This window comes from Paenibacillus sp. GD4 (assembly GCF_030846225.1).
In the GTDB taxonomy this organism is placed as follows: domain Bacteria; phylum Bacillota; class Bacilli; order Paenibacillales; family NBRC-103111; genus Paenibacillus_G; species Paenibacillus_G silviterrae.
Genome location: NZ_JAVCYK010000001.1, coordinates 3429810 through 3453056, shown reverse-complemented (window position 1 = coordinate 3453056; position 23247 = coordinate 3429810). Strand labels below are relative to the sequence as shown.

Genomic DNA, 23247 nt, shown 5'->3' with positions numbered 1-23247 from the left:
CAGGTGTATAATGAGGTAAGACAAACGGTGTAAAGGCGGTGTACAGGTTGGAAAATCTTTATTACGGGAACGACGAAGGGACCTTCTTGGTATCCTACCGGAAGGCGCTAAGTCACCATATGCCGACCAATCATTTTCACAGCACGTATGAATTTTATTATCTGATGTCCGGCCAACGGGAATTTTTTATCAAAGACCGGACCATGGTGTTACACGGGGGAGATATCATCATCATCTCGCCCAATATCCTGCATCGGACTACGAATGCGGAAATGCCTAAGCATGAGCGGCTTATCGTTAATATTCATGAGAAATATATGACCTCGGTGAATGAATCCTCTAGGGAGATTCTCCAGCCTCTCTTTGAGAGGGATTACATCATCGTGAAAGGCTCCGAGCTTGACCGGACCTGTGTGGAGTCGCTTGCGAACGGCATCATGCAGGAGATGCAGGACCGGAAGCCGGGCTTTGAGATGTATGCGCACACGTTAGTACTGCAGCTTCTTATCACCTGCTGCCGGCATGTCAAACAAAAAAGCCCGGAGCCGTTGGAATTTCCCAGCCCCAAGCATGAAAGAATTTCAGAAATCGTTCGTTACATTAACAGCCATTATATGGAGAAGCTGTCGCTTGACCTGCTGGCGGAAAAATTTTACGTCAGTCCCTATCATGTAAGCCGCTTTTTTAAAGAAGCGACAGGCTTTACCTTCGTGGAGTATTTGAACAGCGTTAGGATCAAGGAAGCGAAAAAGCTGCTGGTACGGTCCTCCATGAAGGTCAACCTGATTTCCAAAAAAGTAGGCTTTGGGAGTGTGACGCACTTCGGCAGAGTGTTCAAGCTGGTCACCGGACACCAGCCGTTATATTATAGAAAAGGCAAGTAGAATGTTCTCTTCGCCTCAAACTACCTGGCCTTCGGCATCGCCTTCTGCTCCTTGTATTGGAGCTCATACAGCCTGTAGTAGTAGCCGCGCTGCGCAAGCAGCTGATAATGGTTCCCGATCTCGCGGACCTTCCCCTTGTGCATAACGACGATCTGATCCGCATGCTGGATCGTGGACAAACGGTGAGCGACGATAAGCGTTGTGCGTCCGGCAGAAATGTTGTGCAGCGCGTCCTGCACGACGAGCTCCGTCTCCGTATCGATGTTCGACGTCGCTTCATCCAGAATGAGGATTTGCGGATTGAAGGCGATCGCCCGGGCGAACGACAGCAGCTGCCGCTGACCGAGAGACAAGTTGACGCCCCGCTCCCCGAGAGGGGTAGCATAGCCCTTCGGCTGGCTGCGGATGAATTCGTCCATGTGCACCATACGTGCCGCTTCCACGACCTTCTCCTCAGGGATCTCATGATCGTTCAACCGGATGTTCGAGCTGATATCCCCCGTGAACAAGAATACATCCTGCTGCACGATGCTGATGGTCCTTCTCAAATCGGCGACCGGAATGTCCCGTATGTCGATCCCGTCCAGCTTGATGCTGCCCCGCTGAATATCGTAGAACCGGTTCATCAGCTGAATGATTGAGCTCTTCCCTGCGCCGGTTGCTCCTACGAATGCAACGGTCTGTCCCGTCTGAATTGTGAAGCTGACATCCTTCAGAACCCAATCCTCACCGTTGTAAGCGAACCATACATTCTCGAACGAAATTTCCCCGCGCACCTGTTTGGGCAGGACGACCGTCTTCGGCGAATCCACGATCGCGGGCTTTTCATCCAGCATGTCAAAGATACGCTCCGCCCCGACCATCGCCGTCTGGATCTGGTTGTACTTCTCCGCCAGGCTCATCAAAGGCTGGAAAAATTGTCTGACATAATGCGTAAAGGCATACACGATACCGAAGGTGATTTCGCCGTTAATTACGCTCTTTCCTCCGTACCAGAGCAGCAGTGCAATCGCTACGTTACCGAGGAAGCCGATCGCCGGCTGGAAGATCGAGTTAATGACCGTTCCCTTCATCCCCGCGCGGTAATATTCGGTGTTCTGGTAGTCGAACTGCTCCCGCTGGCGCTCCTCCCTGATAAACAATTGCGTGATGCGAATCCCGGACAGGTTCTCCGCAAGGAAGGAATTCAGACGGGACAGAATGATCCGGCTCATCCGCTGGGCTTCCCGGATCACGCTCCGGTACCAGAAGGTAAGGATCGCCAGAAACGGCAGCACGGCAAAGGACAGCAGCGCCAGCTCCAAATTCATATGCAGCATGACCGCAACGATGCCAACGAGGATGATGACATCCTTCACCAGATTCACAACCACTTGGGAATAGAGCTGGTTCAATGATTCCGTATCCTGCGTTACGCGAACCACGAGTCGTCCTACGGGATTGCGGTCGAAGTAGGACATCGACATGCGGCTAAGATGCGTAAACAACTGCTGACGTATGTTAAAAATAATCGTTTGTCCCGTGTACTGAAGCAAATTACTCTGCACGTAGTTTAATATGGCCGCGCCGAGCACAGCTGCAAAGAACAGCGCGCCGAGCCACACGAAGCCCCAATAGTCCTGTGTTCGGAAAGCATCGATATCCTCGGCCGTCAGCACGGCCGACTTGGGCAGCTGTCCCGGGGCCTCCAGCTCCTGAGGCGTAGGCCAGCCGGAGACGAGCACCTCCTGCTCCTCCACCTTAACGATCTGCGTCCGCTCCGTGCCTTCCGGAAGCTGTCCCTGCAGGCGAGTGACCTCCTCCGGATCGAGCCGCACGTAAGCCTTGCCGTTCCATTCCGTAACGTCCCCGTAAGGCTTCAGCTTCTCCGCCTGAGACGCTTCCGCAGCCAGCATCGGCTGGTTTAAACCGTTGATATGTCCGTCGATAACCACCTTAATAATGTAAGGCCGAGCCAGGTCGGAGACGACGATCAGAAAGGCCATTGTAATACACAGCAGGATCATCTTCCAATATGGCTTGGCATAAGCCAGCAGTCTCGATAACAGCTGTGTGTCTTTAAACTTCTTGACTTCATTCTCGATATGGATGTTGGTCATATTCCGGCACCTCCCTGCTGCAGTCGGGCAAGAATCGCAGCCCGGTCCGCACCGTCCTGACGCTCCGCTTCCTGATCCAGCAGCTGCTTATGATACATATCCGCATAAAGGCCGTTGCGCTTCAACAGCTGGTCATGCGTCCCCCGTTCCACAATACGCCCTTCGTCCATCACGACGATCTGATCGGCAGCCTGAACGGATGAAATGCGGTGTCCTATAATAATCGTCGTACGCTGATTCATGACGGACTTCAACCCTTCGAGGATAAGGTCCTCCGTGATCGTATCCACGGCAGACAGGCTGTCGTCGAAGATCAGAATCGACGGCTTCTTGATAATCGCCCTCGCTATGCTGACCCGCTGCCGCTGACCCCCTGATAAGGAAATTCCCCGTTCCCCGAGCGCCGTATCGAATTGGTTCGGAAATTCAATGATATTCTCGTACACCTGCGCGACCTTCGAAGCTTCGATTACTTGCTCATCCGTGTAGGGATGGGGATCGAAGCCAATGTTGTCCCGAATCGTGGAGGAGAACAGGAACTGATCCTGCGGCACGATGCCGACTTGCCCCCGCAAGGTGCGCAGCGGAATTTCGTGAATGTCGTGCCCGTCGATAAACATCGTTCCTTTCGGAGGATTGTACAGCCGCACCAGAAGATGGACGAGCGTGCTCTTCCCGCTGCCGACCCGCCCTACAATCGCCAGGCTCGAGCCTTTCGGCACCTTGAGGGAAATATCCCGCAGCGTAGGCCTCTTCGCCTCCGGGTACGAGAAGGTCAGGTTCTTAATCTCGATATCTCCATCGATGAACTCAATCTCCTGATTCGCGATCACATCGTCCACGACGTCCGGCTGCGTATCAAAAATTTGCATCAATCGAACCTCCGACGCCCTGCCGCGCTGCATCAGATTGACTACCTTGCCAAGGTTCTCGATCGGACCCATAAGCAGAGATAGATACGTATTAAACGCAACAAATTCCCCTAGGGTGATCCATCCCTTCAGCACCATCGTTCCGCCAAGAACAACGGACACGAGGAAGCTGAATCCGACGATTCCCGTGCTGAGGCTGCCGAAGAGCGAGTTCGAGCGAACGAAACGGCGGTTCATATCGACGGCTTTCTGATTATCCTTCGTGAACAGCTCCCGTTCCGCCTCTTCCTGATTAAATGCCTTCACAACGCGAATGCCCGCGGTGAATTCCTGCACGCGGCTCGTTAAGTCGGAGATCGCCGCCTGCATGTCCGTCGATTGCTGCTGAATCCGCTTGTTGAATCTATACGCCAGCAAGCTTAGCAGCGGAAGCGGCAGCATGGTCAGAAGGGTAAGCCACGGATTTACGGAGCTCACCATCGCGATTACAGAGATCGTAATGAGCAGCACCGATTCCATCACGTTGAAGTATCCCTGCATCGTCACCTCCCGGATGACCCCGACGTCACTGATGGCGTGAGACATCAGGTCCCCGATCCGCTGATTGTTAAAATACTGCGCAGACAACCGCTCCCAGTGTGCAAACAGCTCGCCGCGCACCTTCATCTCCAGCTGTCTGGCCAGCCGGAATAAATAAATGCGCGAAACAGATCGAAAGAAAGCGATTCCGAACCCCGCCGCAACAAGCCATAATCCGTACTGAACCGCTTGGTCATACGTAAGGCTCCCTACCTGAAGCTGATCCGTAAATCTTCCCAGCAAGAGCGGAATGACCAATTGAAGCAAAGAAGATATGGACAATAATGCAAATCCCATTACGTAAGGCAAGCGGTGCTGTTTGATGTGACTTAAGAAAATATTTTTCCTCTCCATCCAATATCCTCCCGTACCGGTAGTTTGCTATAGTTAGGTTAACCTGAACGGGAGTAAGAAGCCATGGATATCCTTACTGCGAATCATGGACTATTTTGCTTTATGGAAGTGCCACATATGAATACGTTCCTTGCCTTGGGCGAGCCACTGCTTCATTTCCAGCAGGTCGGCATCTCCTTCGCCGGTTTCCTCTAAACGGTAGCTTTTGAGCGCTTGAAAGGCGGAATGCTCCATGCCCTCCCATACTTCGACAAACAAGCCCGGTTGATCCGTTCCTTCATAAATTTGGAGCGACGGATACCGCCCTGTCATTTTTTCCGCCCACGACATATACTTAGCACGATGAATCGAATCAATATGGTACTCAGAAAAGGCCAGCCACATTTTTTTCAACTCCTTTGCTTTATTTTGCGTAAGAAAATGATACACTAATACTACCTGCACAAAAAGACATACGAATTTTAACAGGAGGTATGCCCATGGATACCGGTACGCACCTAGTGATAGGACTTGGGCTCGCCGGGCTTGCACACATTGATCCTGTGATTGCCTCCGACCCGGTAGCATCCACCGCCGTTCTGATCGGAACCGTGGCCGGGCAGCAGGCGCCCGACGCCGATACGCTGCTGCGACTGCGAGGCAACGCCACTTACATTAAGCACCACCGCGGCATGTCGCATTCGCTCCCCGCTGTCGTGCTCTGGACAGGACTGATCTCCGGCGCACTCGGTTTGATGTTCAACAATCTTCCCATGTCGCATATCGTTTTCTGGGTTTTCATCGCTGTCGCTTCTCACGTCTTCTCCGACCTGTTCAATACATATGGAACCCAGGCGATGAGACCGATTACCGAGAAGTGGATTTCGTGGAACATCATTCACATTTTTGATCCGATTATTTTTCTGTCTCATATTCTCGCCTTGTTTCTTTGGTCGGTTCACTTGGTCGCCCCACAGGTGATTTTCCCCATACTTTACATGTTTCTGGGACTTTACTATGTGTATCGTACTTGCTACCATTGGAGATTGGAAGCCACCATGTACCGCAATGATACGACCTACGAGCCGGGAGATAAGTATACGTTGATTCCTACGATCCACCAGTATTTGTGGCAGGTTGTGAAGCGCCGGAGGGACGGTGCCTATCAGCTTGGTGAATATAAGAGCGGACAGATCAAATGGGTCGATCAGGTTGCTTGCGATGTGCACCCTGCCGTCGAAGCCTCCAAGAAACATCCGAATATCGCCTGCTTCCTGTATTTCTCCTCTTTCGCCTGTGCCCACGTAAAGGAGCACCCCTGGGGCTACGAGGTGCAATGGGCTGACGTAAGGTATCGACACCGCAAGCAGTATCCTTTCGTTGCCGTGCTGCTGATGGACCGTGAGTTTGAAGCGATCGATTCCTATGTCGGGTGGCTCAGCTCCTCCCGATTGGAGAAAAAGCTGCGGGTTGACTTGTACTAGATACGGTCTCCCGCTTGTTTTTGTTTTTGAATGGTCCGTCAGCCTAATGTTGTATTATCAAACAAATCTTATCCTTTTTCGGCTGTATGTCCCGAGAATCTTGCAGAACAAGTCAATTTCATTATGATATTGACTTCAATCGCACAAAATGAGCTTTGGCAGCGCAAATCTGCTTGCGAATTCTGCCCATTAAGATGATTTCATAACGTTCCAAGGAGCATTACCGGTCCGATATAAGCGCCAGACGCCCTGTAACGCGATTTTTGCATCTTACGGTGGCAGATGAACACATATTGGGTTCAGTAAGGTGATTTCATAACGTTACGAGGAGCGTTACCGGGCCCTGTTAAGCACCAGACTCATTGTAACGCGATTTTTTCATCTTACAGTGGCAGATGAACACATATTTGGTACAGTAAGTTAAAATGAACGAAACCGACTACCATTTTGCATTACGTAGGTTGATTTTGGAAATCAATTGAATTGAGTAATCAATCAAATAATCCAAAACAGAGCTACAAACAAAAGGAGTCGGTTTAGTAATGAGTATAACCATAAAATATGTTGGTCTAGACGTATCCAAAGAAAAAATAGCTGTAGCCATCGCCCCCGAAAATAGAAATGAACCCGTCAGGTTCCATGGTGTCATCTCGCATACGAAGGAGGCTGTTCGTAAACTAGTTAATCAGTTAATGAAAGATGATGACGTAAAGTTAAGTATATGCTATGAGGCTGGCCCTACGGGGTTCGTCTTGTATCGATGGCTTTTGGAGATGTATGTGGAATGCAGCGTCATCGCACCAACAGACTTAGAGGGGAATACTCGAATAAAAACAGATAAGAGAGATGCTGTACGTCTAGCGCAGCTCTGGAGAGCAAATGAATTGACAGAGATCTATGTACCACGTCCCGAGGATGAAGCCTTGCGAGATTTGGTTCGGGCCAGGGAAGATGCCGTACAAGACAGGAATCGGCATAAACAGCGTTTAACCAAGTTTCTGCTTCGCCATCAGATCCACCCGCCCAAGGGCGTTCGAGTGTGGACTCAGCCATATGAAAATTGGTTAGATACTTTACGGTTTTCTCGGTGTTGTGAGGATATGGTATTCCAAGAATACCGAAACAGCATCCAAGAAGCTACGAACCGGATCCGAAGATATGAAGCGGAGATGGAGAAGCAAACGAGTGAAGGATGCCAAGCGACCATGATCCAAGCATTGCAGGGGCTCCATGGCGTTGCCCTAATTACAGCCGTTACTGTAGCTTCGGAACTTGGCCACATTGCAGGAAGATTCGCATCCCCTCAGCAGCTCATGAGTTATGTGGGGCTGGTGCCATCAGAACGTTCTAGCGGGGGGAGTCGTTGGCAAGGTGGGATAACGAAAGCTGGAAATGCCCATATACGTAGGGTATTGGTTGAAGCCGCCTGGAGCTATCGGAGCTCACCTGCCATACGGAAAACGCTGCGAGATAGGCAAAAAGGACTGAGTTCGGAAATTGTCAATATCTCCTGGAAAGCACAAAAGCGATTACACCACAAATACAAGAAGCTCCTTTTCAAAGGAAAGCACAAAGGAACCATCATCGCCGCAGTAGCCCGAGAGCTTATAGGTTTCATATGGGCCATAGCCAAGGAAGTAGATAAGCAAAAAAACAGCATCACAGCATAAAAAATAAGGGTATGATTGAATGAAAAAGGAAGTGATTCCGGCTTAGTGAGTTAGGCAATGCGTTACGTTACATTCTTTGGCTCGAGGGCAAAGTACTAAAGCAAGGCAGAGAGTAATAATCCGCGGAAATCACCTGCGCAAAGTCAATCTTTCAGGTAGTGCGGCTTCATGCGCGTCGTAAGTTTAGCAGGTAAGCTCTCTGGTCGTATACAATTCACTTGTGATAACCCACGAATATCAGGTTGCCAACCGGCGCAAAGAACCATTTTGCCCTCGTGCCAAGGAATGAAACTCATTCGAACCACAAGCTCAAATTAAAGAAAGACAGCAGGGAGCACGCCCCCTGCACCCCGTTACTCGCCGTAGGGCAGGGTCTGGCTTGATCAGCCAGACCGAAGTAAAAAAGTATGGGCAGAGTGAACCGCCTGTCAAAAAAGGCATTTGACAGGCTTACTTTAGAGCACTCCAAATCAAGGGTACGTGCTGAGCACTTGACGGTTTCGTTCATATCAGTTGATTTCATAACGTTACAGGGAGCATTTCCAGGCCGTGTTAAGCGCCGGGTACATTTAATTCGAGATCGACAACCTCCCTTGAACTGCAGAAATTAAGAATAGCTTTAGATGAGCGACTGCGTTTCAGAGGTAGTTATTCTTTAACGTTCAAAAAAGCCCAAGGAGAATTCTCCTTGAGCTTCTATTGATGAATCCCTTGCAATTAGCGAACTTGGCCTGCGAGTGCTTGCTCTGCGATTTGTACCAGACGACGAGTGATGTGACCACCGATTGCACCGGTATCACGAGTTGCCATGTAACCATAGTAGCCGTCTTGAGGGATTTGGATACCCAGTTCTTGAGCTACCTCATACTTCAATTGATCCAATGCTTGAGAAGCTTGTGGAACTACCAACACGTTGCTGCTGCGGGATTGACCTGCACCCATGTTCAGCACTCCTTTCAATTTTGGATGATGTCTTTGATGTATTTGCAAGCTTGCAAGCTTATTATGTGACGTATGCCGAAACTTATACGCAACTTTTTGAAAAAACTTTTTGAGTTTCAAATGTTACGCCCCGCAGGCGTACGGAAAGGCGGTGGAACATATGAATAAAGGACTAGCACTCTTCTTTGCCTTCGTCGGAACGGCATTGCTCGCGGCCATCAGCTACTTTATGGCCGCAGGCCGCCCGTGGATGGCTCTCCTGTTCGGCGGCATTTCGCTGCTTTTCATCGGAGCCGGCTTTATCATTAAAGCCAAATCGAGAAAAAAAGAAAGCTAAGCGACCGCTCCCGCCAGGGAGCCCGCTTAGCTTTCTTTTTTCTTAATCCTAGCCTATAGGACGACGTATCCCATTTTCTCCTTCACTTGCTTCACCATCAGCTCCGCTTGCTCGTTCGCACGCTCTTTGCCGCTGCGCAGCACATCGTACAGTTCACCTGAGGAACGAATTTGGCGATAACGCTCTTGCAGAGGCTCCAGCAGCCCCACGACAGCCTCAGCAAGATCCTTCTTAAACGGTCCGTAGCCCTGCCCTTCGTATTGCGCCTCAATTTCCGCCACGGACTTGTTCGCGCATTGCGAGTAGATGCTCATCAAATTGCTGACCTCAGGCTTATTCTGAGGATCATATTTCACTTCTCTTCCCGAATCCGTTACAGCCCGGCTCAGCTTCTTCCGGATGACATCCGGCGAATCGAGCAGTGCAATGAAGCTGCCAGGGTTAGGGCTGCTCTTGCTCATCTTCTTCGAAGCGTCGTCCAAGGACATGATCCTTGCTCCCACTTCCGGGGTGTAAGGCTGCGGAATCGTAAACGTCTCCCCGAAGCGAGTGTTGAACCGGTGCGCCAAGTCGCGCGTCAGCTCAAGATGCTGCTTCTGGTCGTCGCCTACCGGTACCAGATCCGCATTGTAGAGCAGAATGTCAGCCGCCATCAAGGACGGATAAGTGAACAGCCCTGCGCCGACCGACTCCTTGCCCGCGGACTTATCCTTGAACTGCGTCATTCGCTCCAGCTCTCCCATGTAGGTGAGCGTCGTCAGCAGCCATCCGAGCTCCGCATGGGCCTTCACCGAGGACTGCAGGAAAACGCTAGCCACCTTCGGGTCAATCCCCGCCGCCAAATAAAGGGCTGCTACCGCCTCCGTTTGCTCCTTCAGCGCAGCCGGGTCTTGAGGAACCGTAATGGCGTGAAGATCCACGACCATGAAATAGCAATCGTGGGTATGCTGCAGCTTCACGAAATTTTTCAAAGCGCCGATATAGTTCCCCAGTGTCAATTGCCCGCTGGGCTGCATACCGGACAATACTCTCAGCTTCGTCATCGTATATCACTCCTGTGAATGGATTTATTTCCTGGAACGCAAAAAGGTCTCTCCTCCGCAAGGGACGAGAGACCGTGGTGCCACCCTAATTCGCCGCACGCTAAGCCTGATTGCTGCCGCATGAGCCTTCGATACTCCTGTAACGGGGAGCGTCCGGATCGGTATACTGCTGCGCGGCAAGCAATCGCTCTTCATCCGGGCCCGGATATGCGCAGGTTCAACCTTCAGCTCAAGGATCCATTCGATCGGCCGCCACCCGCCGGTTCACACCACCCACCGGCTCTCTGCAGAGCGTCGCTTCCGTCTACTTATTCCTGTCATCGCTTTGTTAGAGAACATCTTAACGATCTCATCGCCGTTTGTCAAGAAGTGCATCCTTACTTTTTTTGTAAAGCTCATCCATAAAAACTCGTCCTATTCCTCTGTTCCCCTGCATACGTTATAATAATAATTATTACGAAAAACAAAAGGGAGACATGTCCATTGCAAACGATGATCCTTCGGTGGGGCACCAACCTTCTGACGGTGCTGTGCCTCGTAATGCTGTTTCTCATTTTTACGCAAAAGCAGCCTCCCGATCTGTCGTTCCTAAACGCAGACAACGTGCAAAGCTTCAAAACCTTGTTCCTCAGCATCATTCTTGAAGCCTTCCCGTTCGTCCTGCTCGGGGTGATCGTATCCGCGCTGCTCCAAATGTTCGTCTCCGAGCAAACGATTCGCCGTTTTACTCCGAAGAATCCGATCCTGGGCGTCTTGTTTGCCTGCGTAGTCGGAATTATCTTTCCTTTGTGCGAATGCGGAATGATTCCGGTCATCCGGCGCCTCATGAAGAAAGGAATGCCTGTCTACGTCGCCGTCGTCTTCATCCTGGTCGGGCCCATCATCAATCCGGTAGTGTACGCCTCCACCTTCATGGCGTTCCGCAGCCGTCCGGAGATCGCTTATTCTCGTATGGCTCTGGCATTTATCGTCGCCTTCGTCATCGGTCTCATCATTTACCGTTTTGTTAGAAACAACCCGCTCCGCGGATCCGCTGCAGAACCCAACAACGCCGTACATAACCATGCTCATGACCATCATGAGCATCACCACCACCATGGACACCACCATCATCATGAGCACCCTCCTGCCAAAACAAACCGTTTCCTCGCTACCTTCGGGCATGCTTCGGACGAATTTTTTGACATGGGCAAATATTTAATCTTCGGTGCGCTGCTGACGGCATTGATTCAAACCCTGGTTTCCAGAGAGAGCCTTGTGTCGATCGGTCAAGGGGAGGTCGTCTCCCATTTATTCATGATGGGCTTTGCTTATGTGCTTTCTCTCTGCTCCACCTCGGATGCATTTGTTGCCTCTTCCTTCGCAACTACGTTCTCGACAGGCTCCCTGCTAACCTTCCTGGTGTTCGGGCCTATGATCGATCTGAAAGGGACACTTATGATGTTATCGACCTTCAAGGTCCGGTTTGTCATTTTGTTGTCTTTGTTAACGGCAGTGACGGTGCTTGCCGCCTCATTGCTGTTCGAACGCTTCTTTTTCATGTAAAACCATTTCGTAAGGAGTGTGGGCCGTGAGTCCTCGCGTACTAAGCTTTCATCATTTGCTAAAAGCACTGATTCTATTCGGCTTCGCCATTTATATCGCCCAGCTGGTGCGAACTGACAAGATTCTGCTGTACATTGCCCCCCGTATGGTCGACTATGTCAAATGGTCCGCCGTCGGCCTGTACGCCATCGCCGTGTACCAGCTGTACCAGACCGTCCGTACCCTTTTCGGCAAGCCTTCCGCGGTCTGCGACTGCGGACATGATCACGATCATGACCATATGCCCTCCCGCTCCTTGTTGAAGAATTCCGCGGTCTACGGCATATTCATTTTCCCTCTGCTGCTGGCCTTCCTCCTGCCGGATACGTCTATGGGCAGCAGTCTGGCCGCGAAGAAGGGGATGAATTTGAGCAGCTCCAGCTCGGTCAAAAAAGATACGCCGGCCGCACCGGCTGACCAGGCCGCGGAAGGCAAAGCCGTCACGGACAGCAGCGAGCTGTTCCCGGCCGATAAATTCACGCAGCATTATGCCAAGCACGCTGCTGCATTGTATCAGCAGGATGTGATCAAGGTTCCGGAGGACATTTATATCGAAACCTTGACCACCGTCGATCTTTACTTAGACCGTTTTGTAGGAAAAAAGCTGGAGCTGACCGGTTTCGTCTACCGTACGGAAGAGATGAAAAGCAATCAATTCGTCGTCGGCCGTTTCTCGATCCAATGCTGCTCGGCGGATGCCGCGCCATTCGGCGTTCTGATTGAGTACGACCGGGCGCAAACCTATGCTGACGACAGCTGGGTCACCGTCACCGGAACCATTGGCAAAACAAAGTTCAACGATGTGGACATCATGGTGTTAAAGGTAGAGAAGGTAGCCAAAGCGGCGGTTCCGGCCGTGCAATATGTATACCCCAACTATGATTTCGGCACATAACAGGTAAAAAGCCCGGTGACACCGCCCGGGCTGTTTTGGTACAATAAGACACAAAATGAAATGTAGAGGAGCCACTTTCGTGATTCGTCAAATCGATTGGCAGGGTACGCCTGCCTATACGCTTGAAACCGATCAATTGATCGTCAGCATCTGTCCTGCGATCGGCAACAATGTTTACAGCATCTGGGACAAGCAGCTGAAGCGAGAAATGCTACGCACCCCCGCCTCCCCTGCAGAGATGAAAGAGCAGCCCGTTCAGTTCGGCACCCCTATTCTCATGCCGCCGAACCGTATTCGGGAAGGGAAATTCCGCTTCGACGGACGGGACTATCAATTTGACCGCAATAACCCACTCACCGGCAACCATATTCACGGCGTAATCAAAAGCCAGCCGTGGACCGTGCGTTCCAGCGGCGAGCGGGATGGAAAGCTGTTCATTACGTCGGTACTCCGTACGCAGGGAGACGAGTTCATTCAGCGGCAATATCCGCATGATTTGGAATTCGAACTGACCTACGAGCTGCAAGGCAGCACGCTGCTGCACAAGCTGAAGGTAACCAATCAAGGTTCGGAATCGGCTCCATTCGGGTACGGCTTGCACACTTGGTTTCTGCTGGACGGGGAGCCGGACAAATGGAAGCTGCAGCTTCCCGTCAGCGGCTTATGGGAGCTTGACGAAACGAACATTCCGCTTGGCCCCATCGGTCCTCTAGGTTCGTACGAGGCTCTGGTCAAGGGAGACGTGCTTCAAGGCTATAACATGGATACCGTCTTCCAAATCGGCGATTATCCGTGTCTTGCCGTGCTGTCGCGCAACGATGTCGATATTCGATACAGCGGATCCGACCTGTTCAAGCAATGGGTGATTTTCACCAAAGGGGATGCCGATCAATTTATTTGTCTGGAGCCTTATACTTGGGTCACTAACGCCCCGAACATCGACCAGCCGGCTGAAGTCACAGGGCTTCGGGGCGTCGAGCCCGGCAAACCGCTGGAGCTGGAAGTAAAGCTGGAGGTTGTATATAAGTAAGCTTGGGATCAGTCGTTCTCCCCGGATTCGAATATGAGGGAGAACGATTTTTTCGCTTCACAATTTAAACGTTTCAATGCTATAATTTTAACAGGAATGTTTAAACGTTTAAATTGTCTTAATAGTATGATGGGGAGGCTTACCAATGATGGATCAGCAGTATGTGGCGAATGTGGTTGATCGGCTGCAGCCCAAGGTAGACCGCATGATCGCTCAAATCGGGGACAAATGCCCTCACGTGGCGAAGAAGGACGGCATTTATGACGATACGGGAACGGATTGGTGGACATCCGGCTTTTGGGGCGGCTTGCTGTGGGTCATGTACGATCTGACGGGCAAAGAGCATTATAAAGAGGCTGCCTGGAGCTGGGATGAGAAGATCGCTCCGTGGCTGCTGAAGGAAACGAACGAATTGCATCACGACGTAGGCTTTCAATTCCTTCCTACCGCGGTCATTAAGCATAAGCTGACAGGAGATCGCGACGGATGGGTCCGCGGCCTGAGAGCCGCCAATTTCCTGGCCGGACGCTTCAATCTGGCAGGTCGATTCATCCGTGCCTGGGAGGGCGATCGAATCGGCTGGGCGATTATTGACTGCACGATGAATCTGTCTCTTCTCTTTTGGGCTTCCCAAACGACCGGAGATCCGAGGTTTCAGCATATTGCCGTTGCCCATGCCGACACGGCCTTGGAGCATTTCATCCGCCCGGACGGTTCGGTGAACCATATCGTCAGCTTCAATCCGGAAACCGGTGCTTTCATCGAAGCCCTGGGAGGCCAAGGCTACAGTCCGACATCGGCTTGGAGCCGCGGGCAGGCTTGGGCCATCTACGGCATGGCCAATACGTATAAGTACACGAAGGAGCAGCGCTTCCTTGAAGCGGCGAAGCGTGTTGCCCACTTCTTCCTCTCCTCCCTGCCGGAAGACCATGTGCCACATTGGGATTTCCGTGTGGAGCATCTGGAGGGCGAACCGCGCGACAGCTCTGCAGCGGCGATTGCAGCCTCCGGGCTGCTTGAGATTGCGAATCACGTATCCGCCGCCGAAGCCCGCTTCTACACCGATGCAGCCAAGCGTATCCTCCAATCGCTGACAGAGAACTACGCTACATGGGAACAGCCCGATCATGAGGCGATTCTTCTGCACGGAACAGGCCACAAACCGGCGAATTCCAACATCGACGTTTCGCTCATCTACGGCGATTACTACTATGTTGAAGCGATTGCGAAGCTGCACGGCTGGAAGAACAGCATCTTCTAAAAAGGCCAAACAGGCTCCTTCCCATGGACGGTATAGCGCCACCGGGACGAAGCCTGTTTCTTTTTTACTTTGATTGCTCTGCGGATAATTGCTTTACCAGCCGTTTCACCTGCGCCAAAGTCTCGTGATGATGCGGATGGTAATCCAGCGTCTCAATAAACTGCAGGAACGCCTGACCGATAGACAGAACTCTTCTACGGTACTCTTCACCGTCAATCGTATAGACAGCCAGCTCTCTGGGCTCCCTGCCCTGCCGCTCCTCCAGCTCCGTAAGCTCCACATCCCCTTCGGAGGTGTGACGAACCCGGAACGAAAAAGCCCGGCATTCCGGGTCCCCGCAGCCGCAGCAGAAGAACGGCATCATACGCCATTCGCGGGGATCGGCGAAACGATCCGGCTCCACAGGCTCCAGTGCGCTGAGCAGCAGAGCCGGCAGCCCCACATCGACGCATAACGGCTCCTCGATAAGGGCCTCCCCTTCCACCACAAGCCTAACATCGGCGTGAACAATTTGTAAATCCTTCTCCAGCGACCATCCGCTGCATGTAAGCTCAAAAGACATATCAACGGCCTCCCGGCATATAAAATGTGGCGATAATTTCCATTGTCTAGCGTGAGTATATTGAACCGTTTGGTACATACTACCTTATGAACGGAGGTGATAACGATGGGCGCAGGACAATCCCGCAGCAGCAATGTACTGGTTGTTCCACAAGCTTCTCAAGCTTTGGACCAGCTGAAGTATGAGGTTGCACAAGAGCTGGGCATCCAAATTCCTCAGGACGGTTACTATGGTTACATGGCAACTCGTGATACCGGGGCAATCGGGGGCCACATCACACGTCGTCTGGTTCAAATCGCCGAGCAGCAATTGGCCGGCAAATTCACACGATAAGCAGTACGAAGCATACTTAGGAAGGTGACTCCTTGAGGGGTCGCCTTTTTCATTATACTACAAGCAGCAAAAAAAGCCGCATCAGGACGTCTTGCGACGCTGCTGCGGCAGGAACAGATAAATAATAATGATGAGTGCACGTGAATTAACGTATTAACGGCTCGACCGAACCTCTCCAAACAAGCTTGCCATGTTATAATTGGATTCAAAAATAACACTGGTGCAGAGCGTATTCTGCCTCATAGCGAATTCGAATTGAATTTCGCCGTGGGACCAGCGTTTGAGCTTCAGGGACTCCAACGCCGTTTCTCTAAACGAAACCTGGTGGTCCTCCGTCAATCCTTTCTCGAGCTTCTGAAGCTGCCTTCCTTTGCTTTCCAGAGGAAAATGGCGAATGCCGAACTTTCCAATGACGTTATTGCGAATTTGAACGAACACCGTACCTGATGTCAGATGTGCCAGCTCTTCCTTCAATTCCCGGAATACAAGGTCGATCTGTCTGGCCAATGGGAGTTGTTCAAGAATCATTAGACACCTCCTTTCCTATTCCAAAAATGGTGTAATCTGTATATTACTAGGACTGCAGCCCTATTATAGGATAGCTTTCTCCTATGAATCAACATGAATTTTGCAACTTTCTTAAAACTTTAGCAAATCCTACAAAATGATACAAAAAAAGACAGGAGTCATCCCTCCTGTCGAATACCTATTCTTCATCCAACGCTTCGGCATTGAATTCAATGATGTTATGATCGGGATCCAGTACATAGATCTGGGGGAAGCCCGCTTTGGCCCGGGGTCTCGCTTCATAAGCGACTCCTTGTCGATCAAGCCACGCCCTCGTTGCCTTGTAGCTGCTCACCCGGATTGCCATGTGCCCATCCCTTGTATCGATGCCGCTTTGCCGTCTCGTCTCTCCCTCGTGCACGATCAGGTGCAGCTGCTGCCCTGCGGCACCCATAGCAAACCACGCCCCGGGAAAATCAAACGGCGGCCGCGCAATCTCCTGCAGTCCTATGACCTCGCGGTAAAACGTCTTGGAGCGTTCCAAATCACTTACCGTAATGCTGACATGATGGAGCCCTTCCACAGGAATCATCGTCATCCTCCCTCCGGATCGTTCCGATTATCCTTTAACTATAAGAGACATAGCCGTCCTTTTGCAACCGAAGCACCTTCGAGAGCGGAATGCCGGTTTGCTGATGCACATCGTAGACCGTGCTTCTCGGATTGTTTTTCACAAATTCCCTGAAGGTTCTATAGATTTGGTCTTGGTTGACCTTACATTCAGCACAATATTCGGTATATGCAGCTTGGATATGCAGCTTACCGCACTCCTTGCAGTTGGTCAGTGACATGATCGATTCCCTCGCTTTTTCCTGAATACGTTTCGACTCTTGTCCTGTTATTATAAAGGATTTATCCGATATTCGACACGGTTCCAAAGATATAGTTCAAAAGCTATAGACCGCTCTCTCTCAGAGATGTTATAATTCACCATAGAAGTCGAAATTAGGGGAAGAAAGCGTTATCTTTCTGCCCTGCCTATCAAAAGAAGGGATTGGTTGCATGAGCTGGTTTCAAAGTTTGTCGATTAAGAAAAAGCTGCAGTTCGGATGTTACACGCTCGTTGCGTTATACTCCCTTGCTCTGCTGTTTCTCATTTACCAAGCAGAGGGAAGCAAGACGCTTGGTTTCACGTTTCTTATCCTGATGCTTGCACTGAGCTTCCCGATTATTCGTTTCCTTGAGAGAGCGCTTACAGATCCTATCTCCGACATTTCCCGGGTCGCTCTCAACATCGCCAAGGGCGATTTCTCCCAGAAGGTACCTGTGAACTCTAACGATGCGCTCGGCGAGCTGGCGGAATCGTTCAACCGGATGATGGACAAGCTTCGCGAGATCCTGAAGGATACCGGAAGCACCTCCAAACACGTCTTTGAATCCAGCCGCGATATTTATTTCAAGAATGAAAGCTTACGGTCGGTTCTGGAGCAGGTGTCCGTTTCCTCCGGGGAGCTGGCTGCCGGCGCCAACCAGATCTCTGAGGAAATTGTGGGCGTTTCGATGGCCACCAAGGATATTGAACAGAAGGTATCCTCTTATACTAGCGCAACCCGCGAAATGAACTCCCGCTCCGGATACATGATCGAGCTCGTGGAGAAGGGGCTTCAGGCCGTTGAGATTCAAAGCGCCGGCATGAAGAAGAACGTCGAGGCAACCGCCAACGTATCGCATACGATCGACCTGCTGGCGAAGCAGACCAACGGCATCTCCCAGATTACCCGATCGATCTCGGATATCGCGGAGCAGACGAATCTTCTCTCCTTGAACGCTTCGATTGAGGCGGCCCGGGCCGGCGAGCACGGCAAAGGCTTCGCTGTCGTTGCGCAGCAGGTTCGAAAGCTGGCCGAAGAATCGACGACCTCCACCAAGGAGGTATTCAGCCTCGTCCGCAACATCGAGCAGGGCATTCAGCAGGCGCTTCACCATATCGCTCAGAACGAGCAGGTCGTACAAGAGCAGACGAAGCTGATTAACGAGACGGAAGCGGTATTTGCCCAGATTGTGGACAGTGTGAAGTTCATCTCCGAGCAAATCTCCACCTTCGCCCAGGAGAGCGAGCATATGCTGGCTAGCGCTCAGCAAATTTCCGGTACCATGGAGAACATCTCCGCCATCACAGAACAATCGGCTGCTGGCACTGAGGAGGTTTCCTCTTCCATGAAGGAGCAAATCAGCGCCGTACAGGAGATCGTCAACCGCTCGGAGGAAATGACGAAGCTCGTCACCCAGCTGCAGCAGATGATGTCCGTCTTTAAACTGTAGACAAGAAGACCTTTAGGGTTCCAACCGCACTCGAAGTCGTGTCCAAAACAGTAAGGACACGACTTCAAAGGCGGTCGGTATATTACAGGTTCCGAAGGCTCCCCAGTGAACGGTTCGGAGCCTGTTCCTCTTTGAATTGCACATTTGTGCTATCATGCAACGTTTTTCCATTTTCTGCATTAATGCCACTTTCCAAATGCATTCGCCCCGTTTTCAGCCATTATGCCCTCTCAAAGATGCTCATTCTCACAAATCCCGTTCAGAATCCCGCTTGGGGTCACGAATTTCTGCCCATTAAGATGATTTTTCATAACGTTACAAGGAGCATTACCTGCCCGATATAAGCGTAAGACGCCTGTAACGCGATTTTTTCATCCTAAGGTGGAAGATGAACACATATTTGGTACAGTAAGGTGATTTCATAACGTTACAAGGAGCATTACCGGGCCGTGTTAAGCGCCAGACTCATTGTAACGCGATTTTTTCATCTTAAAGTGGAAGTTAAACGCATTTTTGGTGCATTAAGTTAAAATGAACGAAACCGACTACCATTTTGCATTACGTAGGGTGAATTTGGAAATCAATTGATTGAGCAATCAAATCAATATTCCAAAACAGAGCTACAAACAAAAGGAGTCGGTTTAGTAATGAGTATAACCATAAAATATGTTGGTCTAGACGTATCCAAAGAAAAAATAGCTGTAGCCATCGCCCCCGAAAATAGAAATGAACCCGTCAGGTTCCATGGTGTCATCTCGCATACGAAGGAGGCTGTTCGTAAACTAGTTAATCAGTTAATGAAAGATGATGACGTAAAGTTAAGTATATGCTATGAGGCTGGCCCTACGGGGTTCGTCTTGTATCGATGGCTTTTGGAGATGTATGTGGAATGCAGCGTCATCGCACCAACAGACTTAGAGGGGAATACTCGAATAAAAACAGATAAGAGAGATGCTGTACGTCTAGCGCAGCTCTGGAGAGCAAATGAATTGACAGAGATCTATGTACCACGTCCCGAGGATGAAGCCTTGCGAGATTTGGTTCGGGCCAGGGAAGATGCCGTACAAGACAGGAATCGGCATAAACAGCGTTTAACCAAGTTTCTGCTTCGCCATCAGATCCACCCGCCCAAGGGCGTTCGAGTGTGGACTCAGCCATATGAAAATTGGTTAGATACTTTACGGTTTTCTCGGTGTTGTGAGGATATGGTATTCCAAGAATACCGAAACAGCATCCAAGAAGCTACGAACCGGATCCGAAGATATGAAGCGGAGATGGAGAAGCAAACGAGTGAAGGATGCCAAGCGACCATGATCCAAGCATTGCAGGGGCTCCATGGCGTTGCCCTAATTACAGCCGTTACTGTAGCTTCGGAACTTGGCCACATTGCAGGAAGATTCGCATCCCCTCAGCAGCTCATGAGTTATGTGGGGCTGGTGCCATCAGAACGTTCTAGCGGGGGGAGTCGTTGGCAAGGTGGGATAACGAAAGCTGGAAATGCCCATATACGTAGGGTATTGGTTGAAGCCGCCTGGAGCTATCGGAGCTCACCTGCCATACGGAAAACGCTGCGAGATAGGCAAAAAGGACTGAGTTCGGAAATTGTCAATATCTCCTGGAAAGCACAAAAGCGATTACACCACAAATACAAGAAGCTCCTTTTCAAAGGAAAGCACAAAGGAACCATCATCGCCGCAGTAGCCCGAGAGCTTATAGGTTTCATATGGGCCATAGCCAAGGAAGTAGATAAGCAAAAAAACAGCATCACAGCATAAAAAATAAGGGTATGATTGAATGAAAAAGGAAGTGATTCCGGCTTAGTGAGTTAGGCAATGCGTTACGTTACATTCTTTGGCTCGAGGGCAAAGTACTAAAGCAAGGCAGAGAGTAATAATCCGCGGAAATCACCTGCGCAAAGTCAATCTTTCAGGTAGTGCGGCTTCATGCGCGTCGTAAGTTTAGCAGGTAAGCTCTCTGGTCGTATACAATTCACTTGTGATAACCCACGAATATCAGGTTGCCAACCGGCGCAAAGAACCATTTTGCCCTCGTGCCAAGGAATGAAACTCATTCGAACCACAAGCTCAAATTAAAGAAAGACAGCAGGGAGCACGCCCCCTGCACCCCGTTACTCGCCGTAGGGCAGGGTCTGGCTTGATCAGCCAGACCGAAGTAAAAAAGTATGGGCAGAGTGAACCGCCTGTCAAAAAAGGCATTTGACAGGCTTACTTTAGAGCACTCCAAATCAAGGGTACGTGCTGAGCACTTGACGGTTTCGTTCATATCAGGTGATTTCATAACGTTACAGGGAGCATTACCGGGCCGTGTTAAGCGCCATTTTTGCGCCTTCGTGTAGCCCATGCCATTTGGCAACCTTAACTTCGAGAATGTGGGGAGGTACTCCTGCTTTTGGATGCCGAATAACCTTATTCCACAAGGGCTTCTAATTATGAAATTGACTTCATTAGCAGCATTGCATCCTTTATCAGATGCTTGACTGCCTCTCATAAGCGGAAAACCAAAAGGGCTGTCCCTCAAAAAGTAGAAATTCTACTTGTGAGGAGACCGCCCCTTTTTTATTTCGACCGAATCCTACTCCGTCAGCCGCAAAAATTCCTCTACATCCTTCACCGTCACGTCCATCGCCTGCTGCCAGAAGTCGGGCTTCCGCAGATCGACGCCGAGATGCTTCTCCGCCAGCGCTTCTACGGTCATGCGGCCCGTATCCCGCAGCAGAGCAATATATTGCTCCTCGAATGCAGCGCCTCTCTGCAGCGCCTCCGCGTACAAGCCTGTGCTAAACAGGTAGCCGAAGGTGTACGGGAAATTATAGAAAGGCACCTCCGTGATATAGAAATGCAGCTTGGATGCCCAAAAATGCGGATGGTACTCATCCAGCGCATCCCGAAACGCCTGCCTTTGCGCCTTCACCATCAGCTCATTCAGACGTTCAACGCTGACAAGTCCGGCCCGGCGTTCCTCGTAAAATGCCGTTTCAAACAAAAACCGGGCATGAATATTCATGTAGAACGCAACCGAGCGCTGAATTTTGTCCTCCAGCAGCGTAAGCCTCTCTTCTTCGGTGGCTGCCCCCTTCACCGCTGCGTCAGACACCACCATCTCTGCGAAGGTAGACGCCGTCTCCGCTACGTTCATAGCGTACTCCTGCGCCAGCGCGGGAAGGTCGTTCATGACGTGCTGATGGTACCCGTGGCCCAGCTCATGCGCAAGCGTGGAAACATTGGACGCAGTACCTGCATAGGTCATGAAAATGCGGGTTTCCTCGGCAATCGGAAACGAAGTGCAGAATCCCCCCGGCCGCTTCCCCGGACGGTCCTCAGCCTCGATCCATTGGTTCTCGAAGGCCTTCACGGCAAAATCAGCCAGCTTCGGGCTAAACCGCCGGAACTGCTCTACGATAAGCGCGGCCCCCTCATCATAGCTGTAATGCTTGCTGCCGCGTCCTACCGGCGCCTCTACATCAAACCAGCTGAGCTTCTCCACGCCGAGCAGCTTGGCTTTACGCTCCAGATACTGCACGAAAATATCCTTGCTTCGCTCGATGACGCCCCACATGGCGTCAAGCGTTTCCTTCGACATCCGGTTCACCGCGAGCGGCTCCTTATGGATTTCCTGCCAGCCTCGGCGCTCATAAAGCTTAAGACGGAAGCCCGCCAAATGGTTCAAGGCATCGGCGCAGTACTCCGCATGCTCTCCCCACTTGCTCTCCCATCGGCGGAATAACGTCTCTCTGACGGTTCGGTCGGGGCTGTGCATCTTATTTGCCGCTTGACCGGCCGTCAGCTCCATGACCGCTCCCTTCTCTTCGAACGGAACGCGAAACTTGCTCACCGTTGTATTGTAAAGCTCCCCCCAGCCATGGTACCCGTCAACGGCGAGCTCGTTGATTAACGCCTCCTGCTCCGGAGGGAGCTTCTCTGCGGCCAGCGCCCTTCGCTCCTCGAGCGGATAGGCAATGGCCTGAATGGGCGGTTGGTCAAGAAATACATTCCAGATTCCATCCTCGATTCTCGTCAAGTAGTCGTCCAGGCGGGTCAACGCAGAGGCATAAGCAGCGCCCATCGATCTTACTTGTCCTGACAAAATGACCGCCTGTTTGTCCGCTTGATTCTCCGCCGACAGGCAAGCTGTGAAGGAATCGGCCTCCCGAAGCTTCTTCCCTGAGGACTGCAGCAGATCAAGCACAGGCATTAGGCTGGCCTGGACAGCTTCTGCAGAATCCGGCACAGGCAGGTCTCCCAGCAGGTTCACTAGCATGGAAATATCGGAGTGAAGCCCTTCCATGAAGCCCGCGAATTCCGCCGATCGGCTTCCTCCCGGGAAAAATCGTTCCAAATTCCAAGTTTGCGGCAATGGATGCTGCATCCGAGCACCGATCCTCTCTCCATTGAAGTTGGCAATGCTATCTTCATTAAAGCATATTTTGAAGAGAAACCCAAAATGCAGCCGCACCTTAAATTACGCTGTATTTTCGCTATCAAATATGGTT

The 23247-nt window shown here is 51.1% G+C and carries 21 protein-coding genes and 1 other annotated feature; of the genes, 11 read left to right on the top strand and 10 right to left on the bottom strand.

The genetic code is table 11. The features are described from left to right. Window positions 1-47: 47 nt before the first annotated feature. On the top strand, window positions 48-884 hold the full coding sequence (locus RAC89_RS16710) for an AraC family transcriptional regulator (RefSeq protein ID WP_306614818.1): 837 nt from the start codon (window positions 48-50) through the stop codon (window positions 882-884). A 20-nt stretch (window positions 885-904) separates the two neighbouring features. On the opposite strand, the gene RAC89_RS16705 is transcribed toward RAC89_RS16710, so the two are convergent. The 3 genes from RAC89_RS16705 to RAC89_RS16695 all read right to left on the bottom strand — a co-directional run bounded on the left by RAC89_RS16705 (window position 905) and on the right by RAC89_RS16695 (window position 5172). After that, on the bottom strand, window positions 905-2983 hold the full coding sequence (locus RAC89_RS16705; RefSeq protein WP_306614817.1) for an ABC transporter ATP-binding protein: 2079 nt from the start codon (window positions 2981-2983) through the stop codon (window positions 905-907). Then, the gene (locus RAC89_RS16700; protein WP_284644518.1) at window positions 2980-4788 is read right to left on the bottom strand and encodes an ABC transporter ATP-binding protein; all 1809 of its coding nucleotides are present in this window, start codon (window positions 4786-4788) and stop codon (window positions 2980-2982) included. Before RAC89_RS16700 ends, RAC89_RS16705 begins: the two co-directional genes overlap by 4 nt. Before the next feature lie 90 nt (window positions 4789-4878). After that, window positions 4879-5172, bottom strand: coding sequence for a hypothetical protein (locus tag RAC89_RS16695; RefSeq protein ID WP_306614815.1), 294 nt, complete (start codon window positions 5170-5172; stop codon window positions 4879-4881). 95 nt (window positions 5173-5267) lie between these two features. Between RAC89_RS16695 and RAC89_RS16690 the strand changes: the two genes are divergently transcribed. Beyond that, on the top strand, window positions 5268-6251 hold the full coding sequence (locus tag RAC89_RS16690) for a metal-dependent hydrolase (protein WP_306614813.1): 984 nt from the start codon (window positions 5268-5270) through the stop codon (window positions 6249-6251). A gap of 542 nt (window positions 6252-6793) precedes the next feature. Beyond that, the gene (locus RAC89_RS16685) at window positions 6794-7921 is read left to right on the top strand and encodes an IS110 family RNA-guided transposase (protein ID WP_306612462.1); all 1128 of its coding nucleotides are present in this window, start codon (window positions 6794-6796) and stop codon (window positions 7919-7921) included. A 717-nt stretch (window positions 7922-8638) separates the two neighbouring features. On the opposite strand, the gene RAC89_RS16680 is transcribed toward RAC89_RS16685, so the two are convergent. Next, complete coding sequence (locus tag RAC89_RS16680) at window positions 8639-8863, bottom strand: alpha/beta-type small acid-soluble spore protein (protein WP_284645009.1); 225 nt, start codon at window positions 8861-8863, stop codon at window positions 8639-8641. Between the two features lie 160 nt (window positions 8864-9023). On the opposite strand from RAC89_RS16680, the gene RAC89_RS16675 reads away from it, so the two are divergent. Next, a complete protein-coding gene (locus tag RAC89_RS16675; RefSeq protein ID WP_284644513.1) occupies window positions 9024-9200 on the top strand; it encodes a hypothetical protein in 177 nt (58 codons plus the stop codon). Window positions 9201-9253: 53 nt separating this feature from the next. On the opposite strand, the gene trpS is transcribed toward RAC89_RS16675, so the two are convergent. After that, window positions 9254-10243, bottom strand: coding sequence for a tryptophan--tRNA ligase (gene trpS / locus RAC89_RS16670; protein WP_306614811.1), 990 nt, complete (start codon window positions 10241-10243; stop codon window positions 9254-9256). A gap of 57 nt (window positions 10244-10300) precedes the next feature. Further along, window positions 10301-10573: a binding site (T-box leader), on the bottom strand. Between the two features lie 162 nt (window positions 10574-10735). On the opposite strand from trpS, the gene RAC89_RS16665 reads away from it, so the two are divergent. The 4 genes from RAC89_RS16665 (at window position 10736) to RAC89_RS16650 (ending at window position 15013) form a co-directional block, all read left to right on the top strand. Then, complete coding sequence (locus RAC89_RS16665) at window positions 10736-11788, top strand: permease (protein ID WP_373430025.1); 1053 nt, start codon at window positions 10736-10738, stop codon at window positions 11786-11788. 25 nt (window positions 11789-11813) lie between these two features. Beyond that, on the top strand, window positions 11814-12722 hold the full coding sequence (locus RAC89_RS16660) for a TIGR03943 family putative permease subunit (protein ID WP_306614808.1): 909 nt from the start codon (window positions 11814-11816) through the stop codon (window positions 12720-12722). Between the two features lie 79 nt (window positions 12723-12801). Continuing rightward, a complete protein-coding gene (locus RAC89_RS16655; protein WP_306614806.1) occupies window positions 12802-13752 on the top strand; it encodes an aldose 1-epimerase in 951 nt (316 codons plus the stop codon). Between the two features lie 148 nt (window positions 13753-13900). Continuing rightward, window positions 13901-15013, top strand: coding sequence for a glycoside hydrolase family 88 protein (locus RAC89_RS16650; RefSeq protein ID WP_306616113.1), 1113 nt, complete (start codon window positions 13901-13903; stop codon window positions 15011-15013). 64 nt (window positions 15014-15077) lie between these two features. Here RAC89_RS16650 and RAC89_RS16645 read toward each other — a convergent pair whose 3' ends face one another. Next, window positions 15078-15575: a hypothetical protein gene (locus RAC89_RS16645; protein WP_306614804.1), complete on the bottom strand. Its 498-nt coding sequence runs from the start codon at window positions 15573-15575 to the stop codon at window positions 15078-15080. A gap of 105 nt (window positions 15576-15680) precedes the next feature. Between RAC89_RS16645 and RAC89_RS16640 the strand changes: the two genes are divergently transcribed. Further along, window positions 15681-15908, top strand: coding sequence for an alpha/beta-type small acid-soluble spore protein (locus tag RAC89_RS16640; RefSeq protein WP_284644504.1), 228 nt, complete (start codon window positions 15681-15683; stop codon window positions 15906-15908). A gap of 153 nt (window positions 15909-16061) precedes the next feature. Here the strand turns inward: RAC89_RS16640 and RAC89_RS16635 are convergent, their stop codons facing one another. The 3 genes from RAC89_RS16635 to RAC89_RS16625 all read right to left on the bottom strand — a co-directional run bounded on the left by RAC89_RS16635 (window position 16062) and on the right by RAC89_RS16625 (window position 17266). After that, on the bottom strand, window positions 16062-16436 hold the full coding sequence (locus RAC89_RS16635) for an O-methyltransferase (protein ID WP_306614802.1): 375 nt from the start codon (window positions 16434-16436) through the stop codon (window positions 16062-16064). 178 nt (window positions 16437-16614) lie between these two features. Then, window positions 16615-17007 (bottom strand): VOC family protein, encoded by a 393-nt coding sequence (locus tag RAC89_RS16630; RefSeq protein WP_306614800.1) that lies wholly within the window; start codon window positions 17005-17007, stop codon window positions 16615-16617. A 34-nt stretch (window positions 17008-17041) separates the two neighbouring features. Continuing rightward, a complete protein-coding gene (locus RAC89_RS16625) occupies window positions 17042-17266 on the bottom strand; it encodes a hypothetical protein (RefSeq protein WP_284644501.1) in 225 nt (74 codons plus the stop codon). A 211-nt stretch (window positions 17267-17477) separates the two neighbouring features. Between RAC89_RS16625 and RAC89_RS16620 the strand changes: the two genes are divergently transcribed. Together RAC89_RS16620 and RAC89_RS16615 are read left to right on the top strand one after the other, a co-directional pair. Continuing rightward, entirely contained in the window at window positions 17478-18737 is a 1260-nt protein-coding gene (locus RAC89_RS16620) for a methyl-accepting chemotaxis protein (RefSeq protein ID WP_306614798.1), read from the top strand. Between the two features lie 647 nt (window positions 18738-19384). Next, entirely contained in the window at window positions 19385-20512 is a 1128-nt protein-coding gene (locus RAC89_RS16615) for an IS110 family RNA-guided transposase (protein ID WP_306612462.1), read from the top strand. A gap of 817 nt (window positions 20513-21329) precedes the next feature. Here RAC89_RS16615 and RAC89_RS16610 read toward each other — a convergent pair. After that, window positions 21330-23123: a M3 family oligoendopeptidase gene (locus RAC89_RS16610; protein WP_306614796.1), complete on the bottom strand. Its 1794-nt coding sequence runs from the start codon at window positions 23121-23123 to the stop codon at window positions 21330-21332. Between the last annotated feature and the right edge of the window lie 124 nt (window positions 23124-23247).

Coding starts and splice junctions, on each gene's coding strand:
- RAC89_RS16700 (WP_284644518.1), bottom strand. CDS start 4,788: ATGGAGAGGAAAAATATTTTCTTAAGTCACATCAAACAGCACCGCTTG.
- RAC89_RS16620 (WP_306614798.1), top strand. CDS start 17,478: ATGAGCTGGTTTCAAAGTTTGTCGATTAAGAAAAAGCTGCAGTTCGGA.
- RAC89_RS16695 (WP_306614815.1), bottom strand. CDS start 5,172: ATGTGGCTGGCCTTTTCTGAGTACCATATTGATTCGATTCATCGTGCT.
- RAC89_RS16610 (WP_306614796.1), bottom strand. CDS start 23,123: ATGCAGCATCCATTGCCGCAAACTTGGAATTTGGAACGATTTTTCCCG.
- RAC89_RS16680 (WP_284645009.1), bottom strand. CDS start 8,863: ATGGGTGCAGGTCAATCCCGCAGCAGCAACGTGTTGGTAGTTCCACAA.
- trpS (WP_306614811.1), bottom strand. CDS start 10,243: ATGACGAAGCTGAGAGTATTGTCCGGTATGCAGCCCAGCGGGCAATTG.
- RAC89_RS16640 (WP_284644504.1), top strand. CDS start 15,681: ATGGGCGCAGGACAATCCCGCAGCAGCAATGTACTGGTTGTTCCACAA.
- RAC89_RS16690 (WP_306614813.1), top strand. CDS start 5,268: ATGGATACCGGTACGCACCTAGTGATAGGACTTGGGCTCGCCGGGCTT.
- RAC89_RS16650 (WP_306616113.1), top strand. CDS start 13,901: ATGGATCAGCAGTATGTGGCGAATGTGGTTGATCGGCTGCAGCCCAAG.
- RAC89_RS16705 (WP_306614817.1), bottom strand. CDS start 2,983: ATGACCAACATCCATATCGAGAATGAAGTCAAGAAGTTTAAAGACACA.
- RAC89_RS16630 (WP_306614800.1), bottom strand. CDS start 17,007: ATGATTCCTGTGGAAGGGCTCCATCATGTCAGCATTACGGTAAGTGAT.
- RAC89_RS16665 (WP_373430025.1), top strand. CDS start 10,736: ATGATCCTTCGGTGGGGCACCAACCTTCTGACGGTGCTGTGCCTCGTA.
- RAC89_RS16625 (WP_284644501.1), bottom strand. CDS start 17,266: ATGTCACTGACCAACTGCAAGGAGTGCGGTAAGCTGCATATCCAAGCT.
- RAC89_RS16675 (WP_284644513.1), top strand. CDS start 9,024: ATGAATAAAGGACTAGCACTCTTCTTTGCCTTCGTCGGAACGGCATTG.
- RAC89_RS16615 (WP_306612462.1), top strand. CDS start 19,385: ATGAGTATAACCATAAAATATGTTGGTCTAGACGTATCCAAAGAAAAA.
- RAC89_RS16685 (WP_306612462.1), top strand. CDS start 6,794: ATGAGTATAACCATAAAATATGTTGGTCTAGACGTATCCAAAGAAAAA.
- RAC89_RS16635 (WP_306614802.1), bottom strand. CDS start 16,436: ATGATTCTTGAACAACTCCCATTGGCCAGACAGATCGACCTTGTATTC.
- RAC89_RS16645 (WP_306614804.1), bottom strand. CDS start 15,575: ATGTCTTTTGAGCTTACATGCAGCGGATGGTCGCTGGAGAAGGATTTA.